We start from the raw sequence: 18,107 nt of genomic DNA on the forward strand, positions 1-18,107 counted from the left end.
ATATGTGACGCGAAGACAACTACTGATAAAACAATATTTACGGAATTCTATTTCAAAACAATCAAATGGGAGGAAATGAATTTGTCACAGTATATAGAACAGTTTTTGGCGGATGTATGGCAGCAGTTAGAGCGCTTTTATCAGCAGGAAAACGACCGAATTAGCAAAACGAAGGACTGGAGCCGGCTCCATATAGGGGTTAATCATTATGTAAAGGTGAAATGGACATCAGAAAAATTGAATAAATTACAATGGGGAACCCCTCATTATGGAACGATTTCGATTTATACATATGAGCCATTTAGTTGGCATGATGATGCTTATAAAGTAGCAGCGGGCGATTACATGCAAGAGATTACAGACATCAACCAAATAGAAGAATTATTTTCCGCTTTATGTGCCAAAATGGATACGGTTTTCCAATCCGATGAATATCATGCGAAGCTTTTTGATTATCGTCTTCAACTTATATTGGAATTTGAGCACGAGGGGCGTGAGATTTGCTATCAAAAAGAGCTACTAAATAACGACAAATTCACATTAGCGAAACAAACGTTAACTACTTTTATTGAAACAAAAGTGATGGCTGATTTACCTGTATGTCCTGCCAAGAAAGATGGATTTTTCTTTGCTCGTTGCCTAGTCAATCCACATTTTTTCCATCAGCGCGTAGCTGATATCGAACCATTAATACAACGGTTATTGGTGAAGTATAGCGGGAATGAAGAACGCTTAAACCAGTGGAAATATGATTATACATTGGCATTTAAAGATTGGGCAGAGGAGTATATTTTATCGGTTTATTTTGAGGAGACAGGAGAATATGAAACGAGATGGATACTATACTCAGTGGCTAGACCTAAGCAGAAGGAGCTAGAGTTCTTCGTCTATATTGCCTTACAAATCGGATCTAAAGAACCTGATACACGTAAGCAATATCTTGAATTGGCGCAGCAACTTGGCTCACAAGAGGCGGAGGATTATTTACAAAATGGCAGTAATCATTTTGAACATAGAAGGAAAAGTGTGCGCTTTCAAGGAGCAGCCAATGATATTCGAAAATTCATTTCAATTCACATCATTGTTGAGGAAGAAGAAGCCTATCGTGAAGCGTTGCATTACATCATCGATTTGTTACAAGCGGGCTTTGTCAAAGGCTATAGATTACAGTTAGAGAGTCAGGAAGAAAACTATTTACCGATTCAAGGCCTTGCGAAAACTGAGCTGCATCAATTTTTTGCAAATTGCCTTGCGTATCCAAATCTGTTCCCATTGATTGCCGACTATGCAAAAGTGGCAATGGAGGAATATGCATGGTATGAGGACGTGGAGCCTAGCGAGCTATCCGCTATGCCTGGAACATATGCTGTATTTGGTTTAGGGCTTTATAGCGATGCTTATTTTCCCCTTGTGCAAAGCTATATGTCACTTGTTGATTCAGAGCACCAGCTTGTACAAAATAACTATGCGGAAGCTTTTCTTAACACGCACGATCTATCAGTGGAACGGATGCCTGTACTGATTGACATTTTACTTAGCGCAAATGAGGGGGAACTCGAGCAGTTAAAAGGAATTCACATTGATAAACTGGAATTGCTAGCTGAATTGATACATCAACTGGAGAACAAAGAAGTTTACCAACGTAGCTATGTGTTATATCAAATTTTTGGTAGTGTAGAGGAATTAGCACAGCGCATTGAAAAAGAATCAGCGCCAAACCAAGAAATGCTAGAAAAATTAGTAGGTTGGATGGAAGATTACTAATTGGTTAGCTTTCCTTAGTTCTTTAAAAGACAGGACTACTCTGTAAAGTAGGAAGTGCAATGTTGAGGAGATTCTAGCTAATATGTCATTTTTATTAGCTGTCATGTTTCAGTTGAAAATAGATGAAATTAAAGCATTGCTTAAATCGAGAGCAAAAGAGCTCCAAGATAGTTAAAATCGCAGTTGCTTTTGATAAAAAATCAGATATGATCACCGCCATCGAGTTGGAGAACAATCAAGAAAGAGGAGGATTCTATTGTTAGATATTAATCAGACTACTGCTTGGATCGATTTGTTGTCCAAATTTGAAGTCAATCTGAAATATGGCAATCCTGATGTCATTGATCAGTACCTGGATCAGCGGGATGCCGACCCGTTTGATTCACAATGGCTGGCTGCACATGGCGACCTGACAGCTATCATTGACAGTATGTTGGTGGCGGATCGAAAGAAGATAGAGATGCTTCAGGATCGCGCCAGTAAGCAAATTTACGAAACAATCATTGGACAGACTAGTCACTCTGACCTAGCCGCCTATGCATCCGATGATGCAAGGCTGATTGTTGGCTTCCTTGTGACGTGCCGAGTTAACAGTTTTGTTCTGGAAATGAAGGAAAGTTACGAACGAGGCGATTTACCCAATGTTGAAGGAAGTCCTATTTCATGAAAAAACCGTACCTGCAGATGAAGAGTTTTTCAGACATCTCCTTTTGTATTTTAGACTAGCCCAAACAAGAACGTTTGTTCTATAATAGACTTAACTTGAATCGAGGAGCTCGTTTTATGACATTACATTTCCCACAAAAATTCGAGAAATATCGTTCAATTATTGAACCAACTTTACAAGCTGTTATACACATTGACGCGATTGAACTTTGAAAGCAAGTTCTAAGGCAATCACTATTTCTGGGGGCATATTTTATATGAAAATATTTCAGAAGATCAACGCTTATGCTCCTTAGCACTGGGGCATCTGACTCCGATTTTAATGTGATGGTCATATGCGTTTGGTCTAAATTTCAAGTGTTAGTAAAAGTAATTACTGGCTAGAGGTGTCACGAAGGAAACATCTATATGGATTCACTTAATTAACATCTGAGATGAAGAAAAGATTTGGGTAGGAACAAGAGTTAGATTATACAATGTTGATCTAACTCTTGTTGAAGATAGCAAAGATGATTACTACGAATACATAATATCCTCTATTTATGAAAATTAAACTCATTTACAGCTAACGGTTCACTTTAGAGATTTATAGATATATAGTTCGGACAAGAACAATCGTTTGTTGTTTTATAATTTTTTTAATATCAAAGGAAGTGAAAGTATGTTTTATCCGATTGGCAACACAACAATAGATTCTAATAAATATAGAGAAAAATTTGCAAAACGTTATTATCTGCCTTTTATGAAAGAATTGATAGACTTATCAGGATGTTCTTTAAAGGAAGCAAAAGAGTTGATTGATTTAGTGATTCATGAGGAAGGCATTATTGTTAGCCAAACATCAGAAGAGATACAAGATACTTGTTTAGCTGAATTACAAGATGATTGAGAGGGAGTTGGATTATGCCAAAAAAATTATTGAATATGTTAGAAAAATGGTATGAGGAAAATCAACATGAAAAAATTGTAGAAGCGATTGAACAATTGTCTAAGCCAGAGCGAGATTACGAAATAGTAGGTCATTATGGTCGTGCGCTTAATAATTTAGGGCGTTATCATGAAGCGTTGTCCCAGTTATGCACAGTTAAAAAACAGGGACAACAAGATGCGGATTGGCATTGGCGTGTCGGCTATGCTTATTTCTATATCCAGGAATGGCAAGAAGCACTGGTTGCATTTGAAAAAGCGAAGGAATTACAGTTTGATACTAGAACTGAAGAGTATATAGTAGCCTGTCGGAATATTATGAAAAAGTCAGCGGAAGCGCTAGATGATATCAAGCTTGTACCTTTTCATGAGCGGGATTTCAGTCAATTTTGGGAAAAAAGCGATTATGCGGATAAAAATTATGTAGAAGTATCCCCCACTACTGAAATGATTGCTTCAATAGAAGAGGAACTTGGCTATAAATTGCCAGCAGATTATATTTGGTTTATGCAACAACAGAATGGCGGTATACCAATAAACACTTGTTTTCCAACGGTTATGCCGACTTCATGGGCAGAAGATCATGTGGCGATTACAGGGATTATGGGCATTGGTCGCGAAAAGGCTTATAGCTTGTGTGGCAGTTTGGGAAGTAGTTTTATGTTGGAAGAATGGGGCTACCCAAATATTGGCGTTGTCATAGCCGATTGCCCGTCAGCAGGTCATGATGTCATTATGCTTGATTATCGTGCATGTGGTGCAGATGGTGAACCTGCTGTTGTACATGTAGACCAAGAGGCTGATTACTATATTACTTTCCTTGCGCCGAACTTTGCGACTTTTATTGGCGGATTGGTGAATGAGGAAGTATTCGATACATCAGAACAAGATAAACTTGACGATTTGGATATGGTGAAACATGTACCATTCTCTCCTTTGTTGCAGTCGTTATGTGAAAAAGCTGGAGAGGTTAATCGGTTGGAAGCAGTTATTCGAGGTATTTGTACGCAAATTGTAGAGGACAAAGGCTATTTTGCTTTACATGCAGACGAGACATCCATGCTGATGTATGATATCCAGTTTTGGTTGTACACTGGCGCTAATTCGAAGGTGACGCAAGCTCAATATTTAGCGGATTACAAGAATATCATCGCACTTGCACAAGGTTTCAGTACAGGAGGATATGCCCCAGACTTTGTTTCAAGTTGGTTAAATGAACGTATAGAGCAGGGGGAAATTGTAAGTCAAGAGGGTATATTAAGTTTTACAGCGGATAAGATAGCTAGTCTACATACTCAAATGGTGAATGAAGAACTTAAACCTTATAGTTGGCTAGAACATGATAATGGAAATATTTCGTTGCTGTTAGAAGTAGGCATTTATAAACAGGAGTTGTTTGAAACACGGAAAGACGAAGGATTCCAAGGTAACGGCTACGATTGGTGCTCGCTTGCGGATGTGTATTTACAAGAGAAGTTGCCAGAGCTAGAAGGCATTGTGCGTTTCGACCCAGAAGCAGATATGTTCTGTGCATATGCCAGCGAAAAGGACGCATTGCTGCGATTCGCTGTTGGATTTAAACAAGCATGTGAAAATGATGAACTGATACATGATTTATTTTCTAGGGCGATTTTGGATTAATAGAGGGGAAAAGTAACTAGTTTTATTTGGATATTATTGAAGAATAATAGATTTAATGGAGGAATATAAGATGAAAGAAATCATTTTTTTAAAGGGAATGTATCAAGATAGTTATTATCCTAAATTTTTAGTTGATAAAATTAAAGTTTTGTTGGAGCAAATTGTCCGCTATTTAGAGCAAGGTCCCCATTCATTAGAAGATATACAAGTAAAATTTGATGAAATTACACGTGCGATTAATGATTTAGAAGACGAGTTCTTAGAACATGACAGTGAAATTGAAACGGTTGCACGAGATAGTATCGCATTAACTGTTATGGATATATTGGATGTATACAACGTGAAGCTTGATATTGAAGACGCATTAAGAGAACGTGAATGGTAGTGTGTTAAGTTTAAAATAAAAGTTACGGTGCTAGTCAATACACTATATTATAAGGGTTTTCAAAGAGGTTTTTTATTAGAACTCAAGATAAAGGAGAATGGCCTATGCAAGATATTCGACCAACGTCACGCTGGCGCAATGCAAAAAGAAAAGAAGAGGAAGAATTTACTGCTGGATTGATTGAGAAAGATGACTGTATTTACGCGGAATTGTTTCCAGATAGTTTTATTCATCAGACGGAAATGGTGCTAGAGCAGTATGCAGCATCCATTGCGAAACTGCCAAATCACCCAGATAGCTATCCTGCAATTATGAAATCTATTGAAACGGCGGTACTTGCCCTTAATGAGATTAATGAGGTAGGTGGAGGCGGATTAATTGAAACTGAGGAACGAGAGGAGCTTTGCGACTATTTTGACCAAGTGCTGATTCATTGTGGACTTGATATTGATGACCTTACTAAAAATCAGAATCTTGGACGTTATGAGTTAACAGATGACTGGCGTGAGTGGTGAGTACCTTGATTAAAACGAGAAAAATAATTTAGAAACAATGAAAAAGTGAAAGAAGAGACAAAATATACTTCCCGTAACATTCCGTTTCATCCACCAACTACGAAAACTACTCGTATTTGCTGTGACAATGCAGCAAAGCATACGGTTTGGTTTGCTCAAGCATACTAATGTCCAAACACCCTCTTATCAATTAAAAAAGAGGGTGTTTAACACTTTAGAAAAGTGGGTTATTTTAAATCAAAGTGTTTGACCATTATAAATTGTGAAAACTTGTCCTGTCACAGATTTTTGCGTCAATTGAAATAGAATAGCCTCTGCATTATCATCTGGTGTAGAAATTCTTTTCAGTGGTAAATTACCTGCAAGTTGAACCACCCAGACCACCTTCTCGTTTCAATTGCACCAGGAACAATACAATTCAATCTAATATTAGGTGTTAATGCGATAGCTAGCGATCTAGTTATTGTGTGAATGCTGATTTCGTTGCTGCATAGGGAGTAGATGAGCAAAGTATTCCTATGGATACTAAAATAATTGAATAAATAATAACAGCACGCAATTTCCCCACCAAAATATCAATTTGGTGGGGAAATTGCGTCTTTTTATTAATAGAATAATTCTTTTTCCGAAAACACATACATTCCTTTAAATCTCTAGATAAACTCCGCAGTATCTCCATATAAACTACAGGTTACCCATTTATAGTATAGCTATCAAGGAGGTAATAAAAATGAATTTTATCAAACGAGCATTTTTAAGTGTTAAAGCTAGGAAAGGGAAATCGCTAATTTTATTTACTGTATTTTTAGTAGTTTCCAATTTAGTATTAGCGGGTTTCGCTATTCAAAATGTTTCACAAAAGGCGAATGATCACGCTAGACAAACATTAGGTGTTGACGTGAGTCTTAGAATGGACGAAGAGAAGCTTATGGAAAATGTAGCGAAACAGCGACAAGAGAATCCAAATGGGAAAATACAACACCCTGAACTTTTTGCTGATGAAGCAGACCTGTTAGCTAAATCACCTTATGTAATAGACTACAACTATCTTAAAAGTGACATGCTTGTAGCAGATGATTTTGCACCAATTAATAGTGAAACGGATGATGAAGGGGTAGTTGGAGCAGTAGGTGGTAATCACTCTGGAAATATGAAAATGCCTAATACATTGATCCAAGGCGTAAAAAGATCCGATTTATTGCAAGAATTTACAGATGGAACGAATGAAATTATTGACGGTCGTTCAATTGAATCAGAGGATGTGAATAAGAAAGTAGCTCTGATTGAAAAACGGTTAGCCGAAGAAAACGAGCTTCAAGTTGGTGATAAGTTAAAGATTAAATCAACTGATGAAACATCAGGGGTTGAGTTGGAAATAATAGGGATATACAAAAATTCCGGGATAACTGACTTCGAGGAAAAATTACCATCTATGATGCACCCATCTAACAAAGTATACACTACTTATGACGCGACGAAAGAAATGTCTGAAGAAAGTGATAAAAAGGGTGTATCTATTAACGAAGCAATTTACTACTTAAATGATCCAGAGAATATTCAAGATTTTAAAGCAGAGGCAAAGAAAACAAATATTGATTTTGATTTATTTAAGCTAGATGCGCATGATGCTTTATATCAAAAAATGGTAGGCCCTATCGAGAATATTGCCGCTACGTCCAAAATGATTGTTTATTTAGTATCCATTGCAGGATCCATTATATTAGGTCTTATTATTATGTTGACCATAAAAGAGCGACGTAAGGAATTAGGTATTTTATTGGCAATCGGTGAAAAAAAGAGGAAATTAATAGGACAACTGTTAGTAGAAGTACTATGTATAGCTGTACTAGCATTTGGTATTTCTATCATTACAGGTAAAACAGTGTCTCAAAAAATGGGCGACAGTTTATTACAGCAAGAAGTGATTGCTGCCGAAGATCAACAACAAGAATCAAATACTTTAGGATTCTCGTTTGGAAGTATGAATAAACAAGATAAAGATATTGAACCTATCGACAATATTGATGTAAGTATATCATCACAAGATGTGTTGAATTTAGGTGGATTAGGGTTATTAATTGCGATTTTATCAACACTTTTACCAGCATTATCAATTCTTCGTTTAAATCCAAAAGAAATACTATTAAAAGATGAGTAGGAGGAGTCACATGGACACTATATTACAATTTAAAAATCTATATTACTATTATCAAAGTAATAATAAGAAGAATACTTTATTAGAGAATGTAAATTTTACCTTTGAAACAGGATGTTTCTATAGCATTTTAGGTCCATCCGGTTCAGGAAAAACAACCGCACTTAGTTTAGCAAGTGGATTAGATAACCCAAAAGAAGGACATGTACTTTACAAAGGAAAAGATATACGGAAAATTGGTTTAGATAAATATAGAAATAAATATGTTTCGATCATCTTCCAATCATATAATCTCATTACGTATATGACGGCTCTGCAAAATGTTGTCACGGCAATGGAAATTACAGGAGTTAACATAAATGATAAAAAGAGAAGAGCGCTTGAGTTATTAGAAATGGTTGGCTTATCGGAAATCGAAGCTAAAAGAAAGGTTTTACAGCTTAGCGGCGGTCAACAACAGCGTGTAGCCATAGCTCGTGCATTATCTTGTGAAGTAGATTTATTAATCGCGGATGAACCGACTGGTAATCTAGACGAGAATACTTCGGATGAAATTGTCAAATTGTTTAAAGAACTAGCTCATAAAGAAAACAAATGTATTATCGTTGTCACTCATTCCCAAGAAGTCGCTAAACAATCTGATAAGGTAGTTTATCTTGAAAAACGAAATTTGGTTTGTAAGAATTTGAAGAATATCTAGTTTGTAAAAATGTAGTTGGAATAGAAGTCAAATATAAGATTGGAGTGAAAAAAATGTGGACGAGAATAGCACCATCTATTGGTTTAGTTTCTATCGGAATAGCAATTGGTTTATTTGCGAATTTGATCAATTTAGGTGGAAACCTGGATCAAAGTGAAATCATTATGGACCAAAATAATAACACGTATTCAGAAGAAGTTACACCTGATCAGCGTCAGTGGGAATCTCCAAATCCCAGAGGAGAAATGACACCAGAACAATGGGAGGAGTTCACAACAAAACCAGGTGAACAGTCACCAGAACAGAGGGATCCTTACTCATCTAATTCAGAAGAGGATATGATACAAGGCTCTACATCGGGTTCTACATCTCCTAATTGAATTTCTTAAATGTATTGCGTGTTTAGTTTTGGTGGAAAAAGAATAATATCGAATGATGATACGTATAACACTTGATATACCTAGTATATTCAAGTGTTTTCTTTTTACCCGAAATAGTTTATTACGGGATATATTAGCTTGTTTATATTTTCGTAATTTTCATTCATATCTTTTAATTGAGATATGAATTCTGTAATTTTCTGAAACTAATATTGATATTCAAAAATTAAATAAGAGAGGTAAATAAATATGGGTTTAGATAGATATAGATGGATTACTATACAAACAGAAATAGAACATTTACTAGGTAACAACCAATTAGAACCTAGAAAAGTGATTACTATAGTGGTAAAGGATAATGAAACTGGCCTTGTTGTTCCTCATCCCATTACACATTTTATTTAAGAAAAATATTTCAGGCAATCGAAAGAGATTATGATCTTAAACCTATGAAATTGAACGGGTATCGGAAAGGAAAAAGTAATACTAACTATTAATAGTAGGTGTTAGAATAGATTAAGTAATCGTGTTAATTAATATTTAAGAGGTGTTTTTATGAAGTTAGATGAATTTACAATTGGAGATGTGTTCGAAACTAAACCATACAAATTAACAAAAGAGGATATAATGAGGTTTGCAGGTGAGTTCGACCCCCAATATATGCATTTAGATGAGGAAAAAGCAAATCAGGGAAGATTTAATGGAATCATTGCTTCTGGGATACATACACTAGCTATTTCATTTAAGCTTTGGGTTGAAGAAGGTAAATATGGTGAGGATGTTATTGCAGGAACAAGAATGAATAATATTAGATTTATAAAGCCGGTGTATCCTGATGATGAACTACATATCATTGTAAAGGTTATTGATAAGAAAGTAACAAAGAATGAAATGGGTATCCTAACGGTATTGTTATCTACTTTCAATGATAAGGAAGAAAAAGTTTTTGAGGGCGAATTATCTGCATTGATAAAGCGATGAAGGTTATTTTAAATTATTGAACACCACCAGTTAATAGTAATTCAATTAAAGGGGACAATTCTTAAGCTGAGTGCTGTAGGAAGCGAAAATGGCGATTTACCTGCCAGAATTGCAGAAGCTGAGCTCGCATTTTTATACAGAGTTTTATGGACTGATAAGGGAAAGAGTTAACATTAGCAGTGTTATCGGAATAAGGAGATACCAGACCTGGTATTATATATTGGGTGATTCAATTAACGGGCGCGATTGTTGAATATTAGGTAACATATCTTTAGACTTTTAAAAAAAACATTAATTTCAAACGGCAAGATAAAAATCCATTTTGATCTTTCAAAATGGGTTTATCTAATTTACCATAAAATACGGATATATGAGGTGTTTTAAATCAAACTCTATTTCTAAGCAACATCAAGTCGATTATGCTCTCAATGAGGTTACCAAAATAACGTCGTTAAGAACCCATCTTCGCAAATGAGATTATCGACCTTTTAAGAGAAAAGAAAAAAATAGCGTTGGCAGCATTTATAGATTCCATGTCAACATGAATATTTGCTTTATGAATGAGAGGATAGTAGATCTTTCAAGGGAATATGAGGTATCTTCACATAAACTACAGATTGAACGGTTATAATGGGCTTCGAGGGGGATATATCGATGAATTTTCATATTCTTGTAGTAGAAGACGACTTAGAAATTCAAGAATTAATTAAACAGTTTTTGAGGACGCAAAATTATACAATAGAGGTTGCCTCTGATGGGCTAGAGGGAATGAAACGATTTAATACACAATCCTTTGATTTAATTCTTCTTGATGTCATGATGCCAAACCTTAATGGATTTGAAGTTGCCAAAATGATCCGAAGTCAGTCAAGCATACCCATTATTATGTTGACGGCTTTAGAAGAAGAACAAGATCAAATGAAAGGCTTTGATATAGGGATTGATGATTATATAACAAAACCCTTTTCATTTCATGTGTTGATTAGACGAGTACAAGCAGTTCTTAGAAGAAGTTGTAATCAAAATAGCGATAATCATTTAAATTTTTATGAACTGAATGTCGATTGTGACGGATATAAGGCTTATGTAAATAAAGTTGAAATCCCGTTAACAACTAAAGAGTTCGAAATTTTACAACTACTACTTCATAATGAAAAAAAGGTGCTTACTAGAGAAATTATTGTAGAAAAAATTTGGGGATATGAATATGCAGGAGAAACACGGATGATTGATACACATATTAAAAATTTAAGAAAAAAATTAAATATACCCTATATTAAAACAGTAAAGGGTATTGGATACAAAATCGATGAATAGGATTGTAAACATCATGAAGATGAAACGAATAACGTATAAGCTCTTTATGATCACTTCACTCATATTGTTATCTTTTGCAGTCTTGATTTATTTAACGTTATACTTCTTCCTTCCAACATTTTATGAACAATATAAAACGAATCAACTCCAATCTGGCATAGAGGAAATAATTGGTGAATCTAAAAATGTAACATTACAAAATGCGATACCACTTTTGGATGCGTACACGAAAGAAAACAATGCCATCATTTACTTACAAACTAAAGAAGGAACGATTATATACTCGCCTTCTTTTTTTATTCAAGGGAATACGCAACGACCAATACTTACTGCAAAAACAGCACCAATACAGAATCCAGAAAGCCTTAATAATGCATTTAATATTACTTTGCCCATTCAATTCCTAGATGAAGATAATTTAATGGTTACTGTTTTTGCGACATTACAACCTATTGATGAAGCGACACATGTCTTAGTCCGTTTTCTCCCTTATATAAGTATCATTGTAGTGTGTATCGGATTAGGAAGTGCCTTTTTATATTCAAGGTTCATTACAAAACCTCTCATCTATATGAATGAAGGTGCGCAAAAGATGGCGAACTTGGATTTTTCCGAAAACATCGAAGTTCGATCAAATGATGAATTAGAGGAACTGTCCAATAGCTTGAATGAGATGTCGAATAATTTGCAACGAACTATGCTCGATTTACAAAAAGCAAATGAGCAATTAAAAGATGATATTGAAAGAGAGAGAAAAATCGAAACAAAACGCCGAGAATTTTTCGCAACAGTTGCACATGAATTAAAAACTCCGCTTACTGTTATGAAAGGATATTTAGAAGGGATGATATATCATATCGGCCCTTATCAAAATCGTGACCTCTACTTAGAAAAAAACCACAAAATTATCGAAGGAATGGAACAATTAGTTCGAGAGATTTTGAGCATGTCTAAATTAGAACAAGAGACCTTTAAACTACAATTGGAAGAAGTCAACCTTTTAGAATTATTAGATTCAATAACGAAAGATCTCGGTTTTTTTGCTTCTCAAAAAGACATTCAGATTATAAAACAAATCTCTCCTAATATGAATGTACGCACAGATCGTGATTTATTAGAAAAAGCTTTCAAAAACATCATTCATAATGCGATTACGTATTCACCGCAAGGAGAAACGGTGCTTATAGAGGTGACTGAGCTTCCAAAAGAAAATCAAATTCAACTCCAAGTGATCAATACAGGAGTCATAATTAAAGAAGAGGAAATACAACAATTGTTTGAGCCGTTTTATAGAATCGAAAAATCGAGAAATAGAAATACTGGTGGCAGCGGACTGGGTCTTTATATTGTAAAACAAATATTTGAATCACTTTCCATTACCTATTTAATGAATAATACTCAAAATGGTGTTCAATTTTTAGCTACTATTCCTAAAGGGAAATTGTAGCTAGCAATTTAAAAAATTCAATTCCACATAATAATATCAATTAAAAGAGGGACAAATTGGAAAGGTATTTGGCACTCTTTTTTATTGTTGTGAAATGCTTTCTATATAATTGATAAATAAAAGAATAAAACGAATGCCATTTTGTCAAAAATAATATTTGACTGGACACTAAATGGTGTCATATAATTAAGACACCATTTAGTGTCATATTCATAAGGGAGAGGAGATTTTGAGCGAGAAAAATCTAGAGCGTGATGTGTATGCTGCGATTGCTGACCCAACAAGACGTCAATTAATACGTTTGTTGGCAGACGCAGATGAATTACCTCTTCACGAATTAACGGCTCAATTTCAAATGGGGCGTACGGCCGTTTCTAAGCATTTGGCTATCCTGAAAGATGCTGATCTCGTAATAGCTCGAAGGGTAGGTAGGGAAACGAGGTATCGGCTGAATGCCAATCCATTGAAAGAAATTCAAGATTGGGTATCGTATTACGAAGAATTCTGGAAAGAAAGAATGGCTAAATTAAATCTTATATTGGAGGAAAAAAAATGAAAGCAGATGTATCTTTAGATTATCAATTTACAAGTTCAATCGAGAAAGTTTGGAACGCATTAACGGATTCAGACACTCTTGAAAAATGGATCTGGAAAAATGACTTTAAGCCAATCGTAGGGCATAAATTTCAATTCCGAGCAGAGCCAAATGAATGGTGGGATGGAATTGTCAATTGCGAGGTGCTTATAGTGGATGAACCTCATACATTATCTTACACATGGGCAAGTGCTGGAGAAATTACTACTGTTACGTGGACGTTGATACAAGGTGAAGATGGTATTACTAGCCTACATTTTGATCAATCTGGATTTAGTGAAGCAACGAAAGCTCGTCAAGGAGCAATCGAGGGAGCTAAATATGCTTGGATTAATAATGGTAAACAGCTCGAAAAAGTGTTAGCAGAACTATAATCAATATGAATCGTTTATATAAATAAACCGTTCTTCAAGAATTCGACGTTTTCCGAACACGGAAAGCGTCATTTTTTAACTTCTTTCAGAAAAAGCAGAAAGAAGTTAAAGACTCCAACGCAATTATGCCGAGGCATAATTGATTGGCATGTCAAAACACAACAAATACACTTTAAGTTATGCTAACATGACAGTACTAGTTTGAATGGAGAGAAAATCCGATGAAAATAAATCAATTAATTGCTAACAATATTAACCGATTAGATGTTGACTTGCCGGAAGATCAATCTTTAGGAATTGCTGGATTGTCCGGATCTGGAAAAACTACATTTTGCCAAGCAATTGGTGAAGAATCCAAAAAGCGTCTCGTTTCTTTATTACCAAAGGCTGAATATCAGTATTTATTTCCTACTATTATGGAAACGAATTTTAGTGCTATTAAGATGCAAGAAATGCCTTTAGTCCTTTTTCTCGGGAAATCATCCATTTCTGCCAATCCACGTTCAACGGTCGGTACTCATACAGGTGTTTTTAAAGAGATTCGTGAAAAGCTGGCAGATAAGTTTGATCTTTCGCCAGAAGTTTTTTCCTTTAATAATGCATTAGGTTGGTGTCCTGCATGTAAAGGGCGTGGTACGACCAAAAATGTCGAATGTAAAAAGTGTGAGGGAAAGCGCTATAATCCGGAAGTTGAGCAATATAAGTTTGAATTATGGAATCAACCATATAGTATTTCCGATATTAACAATTTAAGTATAGAAGCGATTTATTCCCTTTCTGAGGAATTAGCGATTAGCGAAGAAAGACAACTGGTTCTTACGAATATTATCCAAATGAATATGGGTTACTTAACGTTAAACCGAATCATGGGGACTTTGTCTGGTGGGGAATTAACACGATTGTACTTAGCAGAATTTATGGCAGCTAGTGAAAATACGGTCATTATTATTGATGAAATTTCTGTTGGACTTGATCATCAAACGCTGTTGAAAATTTTAGAGCAGATTAAACAATTGGGCTATAAAAACCAAATTTGGCTTATTGATCATTCTGATACGGTGCTAGATACAGCGGATGAGCAGCTGTTTTTTGGACCTGGCAGTGGGAAATACGGCGGTAAAATTGTCGAAGTATCACCACGTCCAGAACCAGTATATGGGGAACGAAATCAGGCAATACCTACAGACTATTATCAATTCCAGGAACTTTACTGTCGTAACATTGAAATGGCTGACATTCAGATTCCTAAAAATAGACTCGTAACCGTTACAGGTGAGTCTGGCTGCGGGAAATCGACCCTTGTCAATGAGTGTATCTCTAAGGATTTCCAAAAACGATATCCAAAAGATAAACTGGTTATGGTAGGACAAGACCGAAACCAATCAATTACTAGCCGATCAACGGTTGCAACGTTTCTTGATATTAAAAAGAAAATGACGAAATACAGTGACGAAATTGATGATATTTTCCAACGTTCTATTGAGGACATTATCGAGGAGCTTCCAAATGAAGACATCGCACATAAACGTTTAAGCTTACTGATCAAGCTAGGACTCGGTTATTTGACGTTGGAAAGAAAAACACAATCCTTATCAACAGGTGAATTCCAATGTGTTCATTTAGTGTCTGAGCTGTTTTCGAACGCAAGAAACCCCCATACTCTGTTTATTTTTGACGAACCTTCTAAAGGTCTATCACAAAATATTTTAAACCAATTTATTGATAGTGTTAGGGACATTTTGCAAGATGAATCCGTCTCTATATTGATGATTGAACATAATGCTTATATGATGGAAAGCTCTGATTTCATCGTAGATTTTGGTAAAAGACAGGAGGAACCTGTTCGACATCTGGATGTTGTCAGTCATGATGATTATTTTAGTCAACATCACAATACAAATAATGTTGCTCCATTGCATATACCTTCAACACTAGATTCAAAAAATGGCATTCATTACTTAGAAGAGAATCATATTATCTATTTTAAAAATGCCGAAAACATCTACAAAGGCGGTATTTTAAAAAGCTTGTCATCGATGGCCCGATTAATTTATGGTGAATACGAATCCGCAACTATTGCACCTGTCGTCGCCATTGATTTAGAAAGACACTTATATAGTCAATATAGTTTTTTATATGAAATCGGTGGCCTCATCAACCATATTGTGGCGGCCCATCCGACGAATAAAGATACAAGAAGCTTCGACTTCTTTAGTCAGGAAAATCATTGCCCAAGCTGTTCTGGCCGACTGCAAATTGAAAAATTTGATTTTGATTTGGTCATAGAAGACAAAACATTGCCATTTTGGGATGGCCTATTACATTCAGACGTGATGGACGTATTAAACTATTATCAATATCCGAAATTACAGTTCCTGTTTGATGAGATTAAGAATGAACTGGGTCAAGATATTAGTAAAAGTTACAATGACATGACAGCAGAAGAAAGACATACATTCCTATATGGTTATTGGGAAAAATCATTTTATGATAAAGTAACGAAGTCTTCAAAAAAATGGGAAGGTTTTAATTTTATTGTTGGACGTTATATGGTGATCTCGAAATCAATTATTAAAGAACAAATGAAAGCATCAAAAGAGATGATTGCCTGTCCAATCTGTCAAGGAGCCGTGCTAAACCATAAGAAAACACTAACATTTGGGGACACTGATATTCGTGAGCTAATTCATCAACCGATCGATGAGGTCATAAAAACGATCGGAAACTTACCAGAGCTTGAAAAACTAAAAACAATTGTTGGTGGCGATATGACACTTACGGAGGATGTCTCCTTACTTCCTAGAGAGACACAAGTGTCGTTAAAAATGCTTGAATTAGAACTCGCAAGTTTTGCTGGATATGAAATAGTCCTACAAAATGTTTTACCATTCTGGGATAAAATACAAGATAATATCGAAGCCATAAGCAGCAAAAACCTAGTTACAATCTGTGATTTCGCACATATTGACGAAACGAGAGAAGCGATTATTGATCAGTATTTCACGAATGGAAAATACAAAAAATTAACGTACGTTTATGAAGCATTTGGCTACAAAAAAATTGTTACACAAATTAATAAAATTAAAGCAAGTCATAAATGTCCATTCTGTAGTGGAAAGAAAGTCATTTCCGAAGATAATCTCCATGATGGCGTTTATAAATTATCAGTACCATGTGTTCGTTGCTACGAAAGTGGTATCAATGATGAAGGGCGTAAGGAAATTGTCGATGGCGTAGACGTGCAAACATGGCTAACTGGCAAAGTAAGCAATGTTGTGGCTGAAAGCTTACGAACAGAGGCTGTTGCCGATATTCCCATTTTCAATCGAATTCGTGAGTTAAATAAACGAGAGATGATGGCGATTTACCAATGCCTTGTGGAAAATAATTAATTACAACAAGCCATATTTTAAAAGAAAGCTACCTCAAAAACTCATTTGCAAAAATAAATGCAAATGAGTTTTTATGTTATCCTGAGAAAGAGCTTATAAAAAGTTATTAGAATAAAAGGGGAAAGATAAGAATGGCAGAATTAGTGAACTGGAAAAATAATGCTCAAGGGCATCCATTTATAGCTTCATTTAGCGGAGGAAAGGATAGTGTCTTAGCTTTATATAAAGCAATGCAAGTTGGAGAGGCGGTTGGACTAATCGTCATGATGGAGGAAGAAGGGAAACGTTCCAGATCTCATGGAATGCCTCCGGAACTCATACGCGCTCAAGCTAATTCTATAGGTTTACCTGTTTATACTGCAGCAGCAAGCTGGACCGATTATGAAAAAATATTTATGAGCCTGTTAGAAAAAGCTAAAAATCAAGGTGCAGAAGTTTTAGTAACAGGTGACTTAGATATGCCTGAACATGGCTGCTGGCATGACCGGGTTACGAAAAATGCTGGTTTAAAACTAGGCATGCCTTTATGGGAAATGAATCATCGTGAAGCTGTCGATGAATTCATAAACCTAGGATTTGTTACCATCATTGTCACTGTTAATTTATCATTAGGTATGCGAGAGGACGATTTAGGTCGAACGTTAACCCATGAATACGTAAAAGAGCTTGAAGCGCGCGATATTGACCCTTGCGGAGAAGGTGGAGAATTCCATACTACAGTATTAGATGGGCCAATTTTCAAACAACCTATTCCAGTTCGTAAATGTGATGTTATTAGAAGCGGAGAATATGCCTTTTTGCCTTTGGAACTAGATTAGGAATCATTTTAAGTATTAAAAACCTTATAGCGAGATTAGATGCGGCACAG

Annotated in this window: 17 protein-coding genes and 2 pseudogenes; 18 read left to right on the forward strand and 1 reads right to left on the reverse strand. The window is 35.6% G+C overall.

Annotation, left to right across the window (positions count from 1 at the left end):
- Window positions 1–81 precede the first annotated feature (81 nt).
- The 7 genes and pseudogenes from ACQKMI_RS11160 to ACQKMI_RS11190 form a co-directional block, all read left to right on the forward strand.
- Window positions 82–1,764 (forward strand): DUF6138 family protein, encoded by a 1,683-nt coding sequence (locus ACQKMI_RS11160; protein ID WP_427488861.1) that lies wholly within the window; start codon window positions 82–84, stop codon window positions 1,762–1,764.
- 256 nt (window positions 1,765–2,020) lie between these two features.
- Window positions 2,021–2,431 carry a hypothetical protein gene (locus ACQKMI_RS11165; protein WP_427488862.1) on the forward strand — a complete coding sequence of 137 codons (411 nt, stop codon included), beginning with the start codon at window positions 2,021–2,023 and terminating at the stop codon, window positions 2,429–2,431.
- 660 nt (window positions 2,432–3,091) lie between these two features.
- Complete coding sequence (locus ACQKMI_RS11170) at window positions 3,092–3,319, forward strand: hypothetical protein (RefSeq protein WP_427488864.1); 228 nt, start codon at window positions 3,092–3,094, stop codon at window positions 3,317–3,319.
- Window positions 3,320–3,333: 14 nt separating this feature from the next.
- Window positions 3,334–4,998 (forward strand): Imm51 family immunity protein, encoded by a 1,665-nt coding sequence (locus ACQKMI_RS11175; protein ID WP_427488866.1) that lies wholly within the window; start codon window positions 3,334–3,336, stop codon window positions 4,996–4,998.
- 70 nt (window positions 4,999–5,068) lie between these two features.
- Entirely contained in the window at window positions 5,069–5,383 is a 315-nt protein-coding gene (locus ACQKMI_RS11180; protein WP_427488868.1) for a DUF5713 family protein, read from the forward strand.
- A 104-nt stretch (window positions 5,384–5,487) separates the two neighbouring features.
- A complete protein-coding gene (locus tag ACQKMI_RS11185; protein WP_427488870.1) occupies window positions 5,488–5,898 on the forward strand; it encodes a hypothetical protein in 411 nt (136 codons plus the stop codon).
- 42 nt (window positions 5,899–5,940) lie between these two features.
- Window positions 5,941–6,066, forward strand: a pseudogene (locus tag ACQKMI_RS11190) (hypothetical protein); the annotation flags it as partial.
- A 69-nt stretch (window positions 6,067–6,135) separates the two neighbouring features.
- On the opposite strand, the pseudogene ACQKMI_RS11195 reads toward ACQKMI_RS11190, so the two are convergent.
- Window positions 6,136–6,412: pseudogene (locus ACQKMI_RS11195) on the reverse strand (SDR family oxidoreductase); the annotation flags it as partial.
- 216 nt (window positions 6,413–6,628) lie between these two features.
- Here ACQKMI_RS11195 and ACQKMI_RS11200 point away from each other — a divergent pair.
- The 11 genes from ACQKMI_RS11200 to ACQKMI_RS11250 all read left to right on the forward strand — a co-directional run bounded on the left by ACQKMI_RS11200 (window position 6,629) and on the right by ACQKMI_RS11250 (window position 18,057).
- Complete coding sequence (locus tag ACQKMI_RS11200) at window positions 6,629–8,056, forward strand: ABC transporter permease (protein WP_427488872.1); 1,428 nt, start codon at window positions 6,629–6,631, stop codon at window positions 8,054–8,056.
- Window positions 8,057–8,066: 10 nt separating this feature from the next.
- A complete protein-coding gene (locus ACQKMI_RS11205) occupies window positions 8,067–8,753 on the forward strand; it encodes an ABC transporter ATP-binding protein (protein WP_427488874.1) in 687 nt (228 codons plus the stop codon).
- Window positions 8,754–8,806: 53 nt separating this feature from the next.
- A complete protein-coding gene (locus ACQKMI_RS11210; protein ID WP_427488876.1) occupies window positions 8,807–9,133 on the forward strand; it encodes a hypothetical protein in 327 nt (108 codons plus the stop codon).
- A 249-nt stretch (window positions 9,134–9,382) separates the two neighbouring features.
- Window positions 9,383–9,538, forward strand: coding sequence for a hypothetical protein (locus ACQKMI_RS11215; RefSeq protein WP_427488878.1), 156 nt, complete (start codon window positions 9,383–9,385; stop codon window positions 9,536–9,538).
- A gap of 150 nt (window positions 9,539–9,688) precedes the next feature.
- Window positions 9,689–10,114, forward strand: coding sequence for a MaoC family dehydratase (locus tag ACQKMI_RS11220; RefSeq protein WP_427488880.1), 426 nt, complete (start codon window positions 9,689–9,691; stop codon window positions 10,112–10,114).
- Window positions 10,115–10,744: 630 nt separating this feature from the next.
- Entirely contained in the window at window positions 10,745–11,431 is a 687-nt protein-coding gene (locus ACQKMI_RS11225) for a response regulator transcription factor (protein WP_427488882.1), read from the forward strand.
- Window positions 11,424–12,878 (forward strand): ATP-binding protein, encoded by a 1,455-nt coding sequence (locus ACQKMI_RS11230; RefSeq protein ID WP_427488884.1) that lies wholly within the window; start codon window positions 11,424–11,426, stop codon window positions 12,876–12,878. The genes ACQKMI_RS11225 and ACQKMI_RS11230 overlap by 8 nt, the downstream gene beginning before the upstream one ends.
- A gap of 229 nt (window positions 12,879–13,107) precedes the next feature.
- Window positions 13,108–13,434, forward strand: a complete 327-nt coding sequence (locus tag ACQKMI_RS11235; RefSeq protein ID WP_427413999.1) for an ArsR/SmtB family transcription factor — start codon at window positions 13,108–13,110, stop codon at window positions 13,432–13,434.
- Window positions 13,431–13,847, forward strand: coding sequence for an SRPBCC family protein (locus ACQKMI_RS11240; protein ID WP_427488886.1), 417 nt, complete (start codon window positions 13,431–13,433; stop codon window positions 13,845–13,847). The genes ACQKMI_RS11235 and ACQKMI_RS11240 overlap by 4 nt, the downstream gene beginning before the upstream one ends.
- A 221-nt stretch (window positions 13,848–14,068) precedes the next feature.
- A complete protein-coding gene (locus ACQKMI_RS11245) occupies window positions 14,069–17,239 on the forward strand; it encodes an ATP-binding cassette domain-containing protein (protein ID WP_427488888.1) in 3,171 nt (1,056 codons plus the stop codon).
- 131 nt (window positions 17,240–17,370) lie between these two features.
- A complete protein-coding gene (locus ACQKMI_RS11250) occupies window positions 17,371–18,057 on the forward strand; it encodes a diphthine--ammonia ligase (protein WP_427488889.1) in 687 nt (228 codons plus the stop codon).
- The last annotated feature ends 50 nt before the right edge of the window (window positions 18,058–18,107 follow it).

Source organism: Lysinibacillus sp. NPDC097214, assembly GCF_050277945.1.
GTDB classification, from domain to species: Bacteria; Bacillota; Bacilli; order Bacillales_A; family Planococcaceae; genus Lysinibacillus; species Lysinibacillus xylanilyticus_B.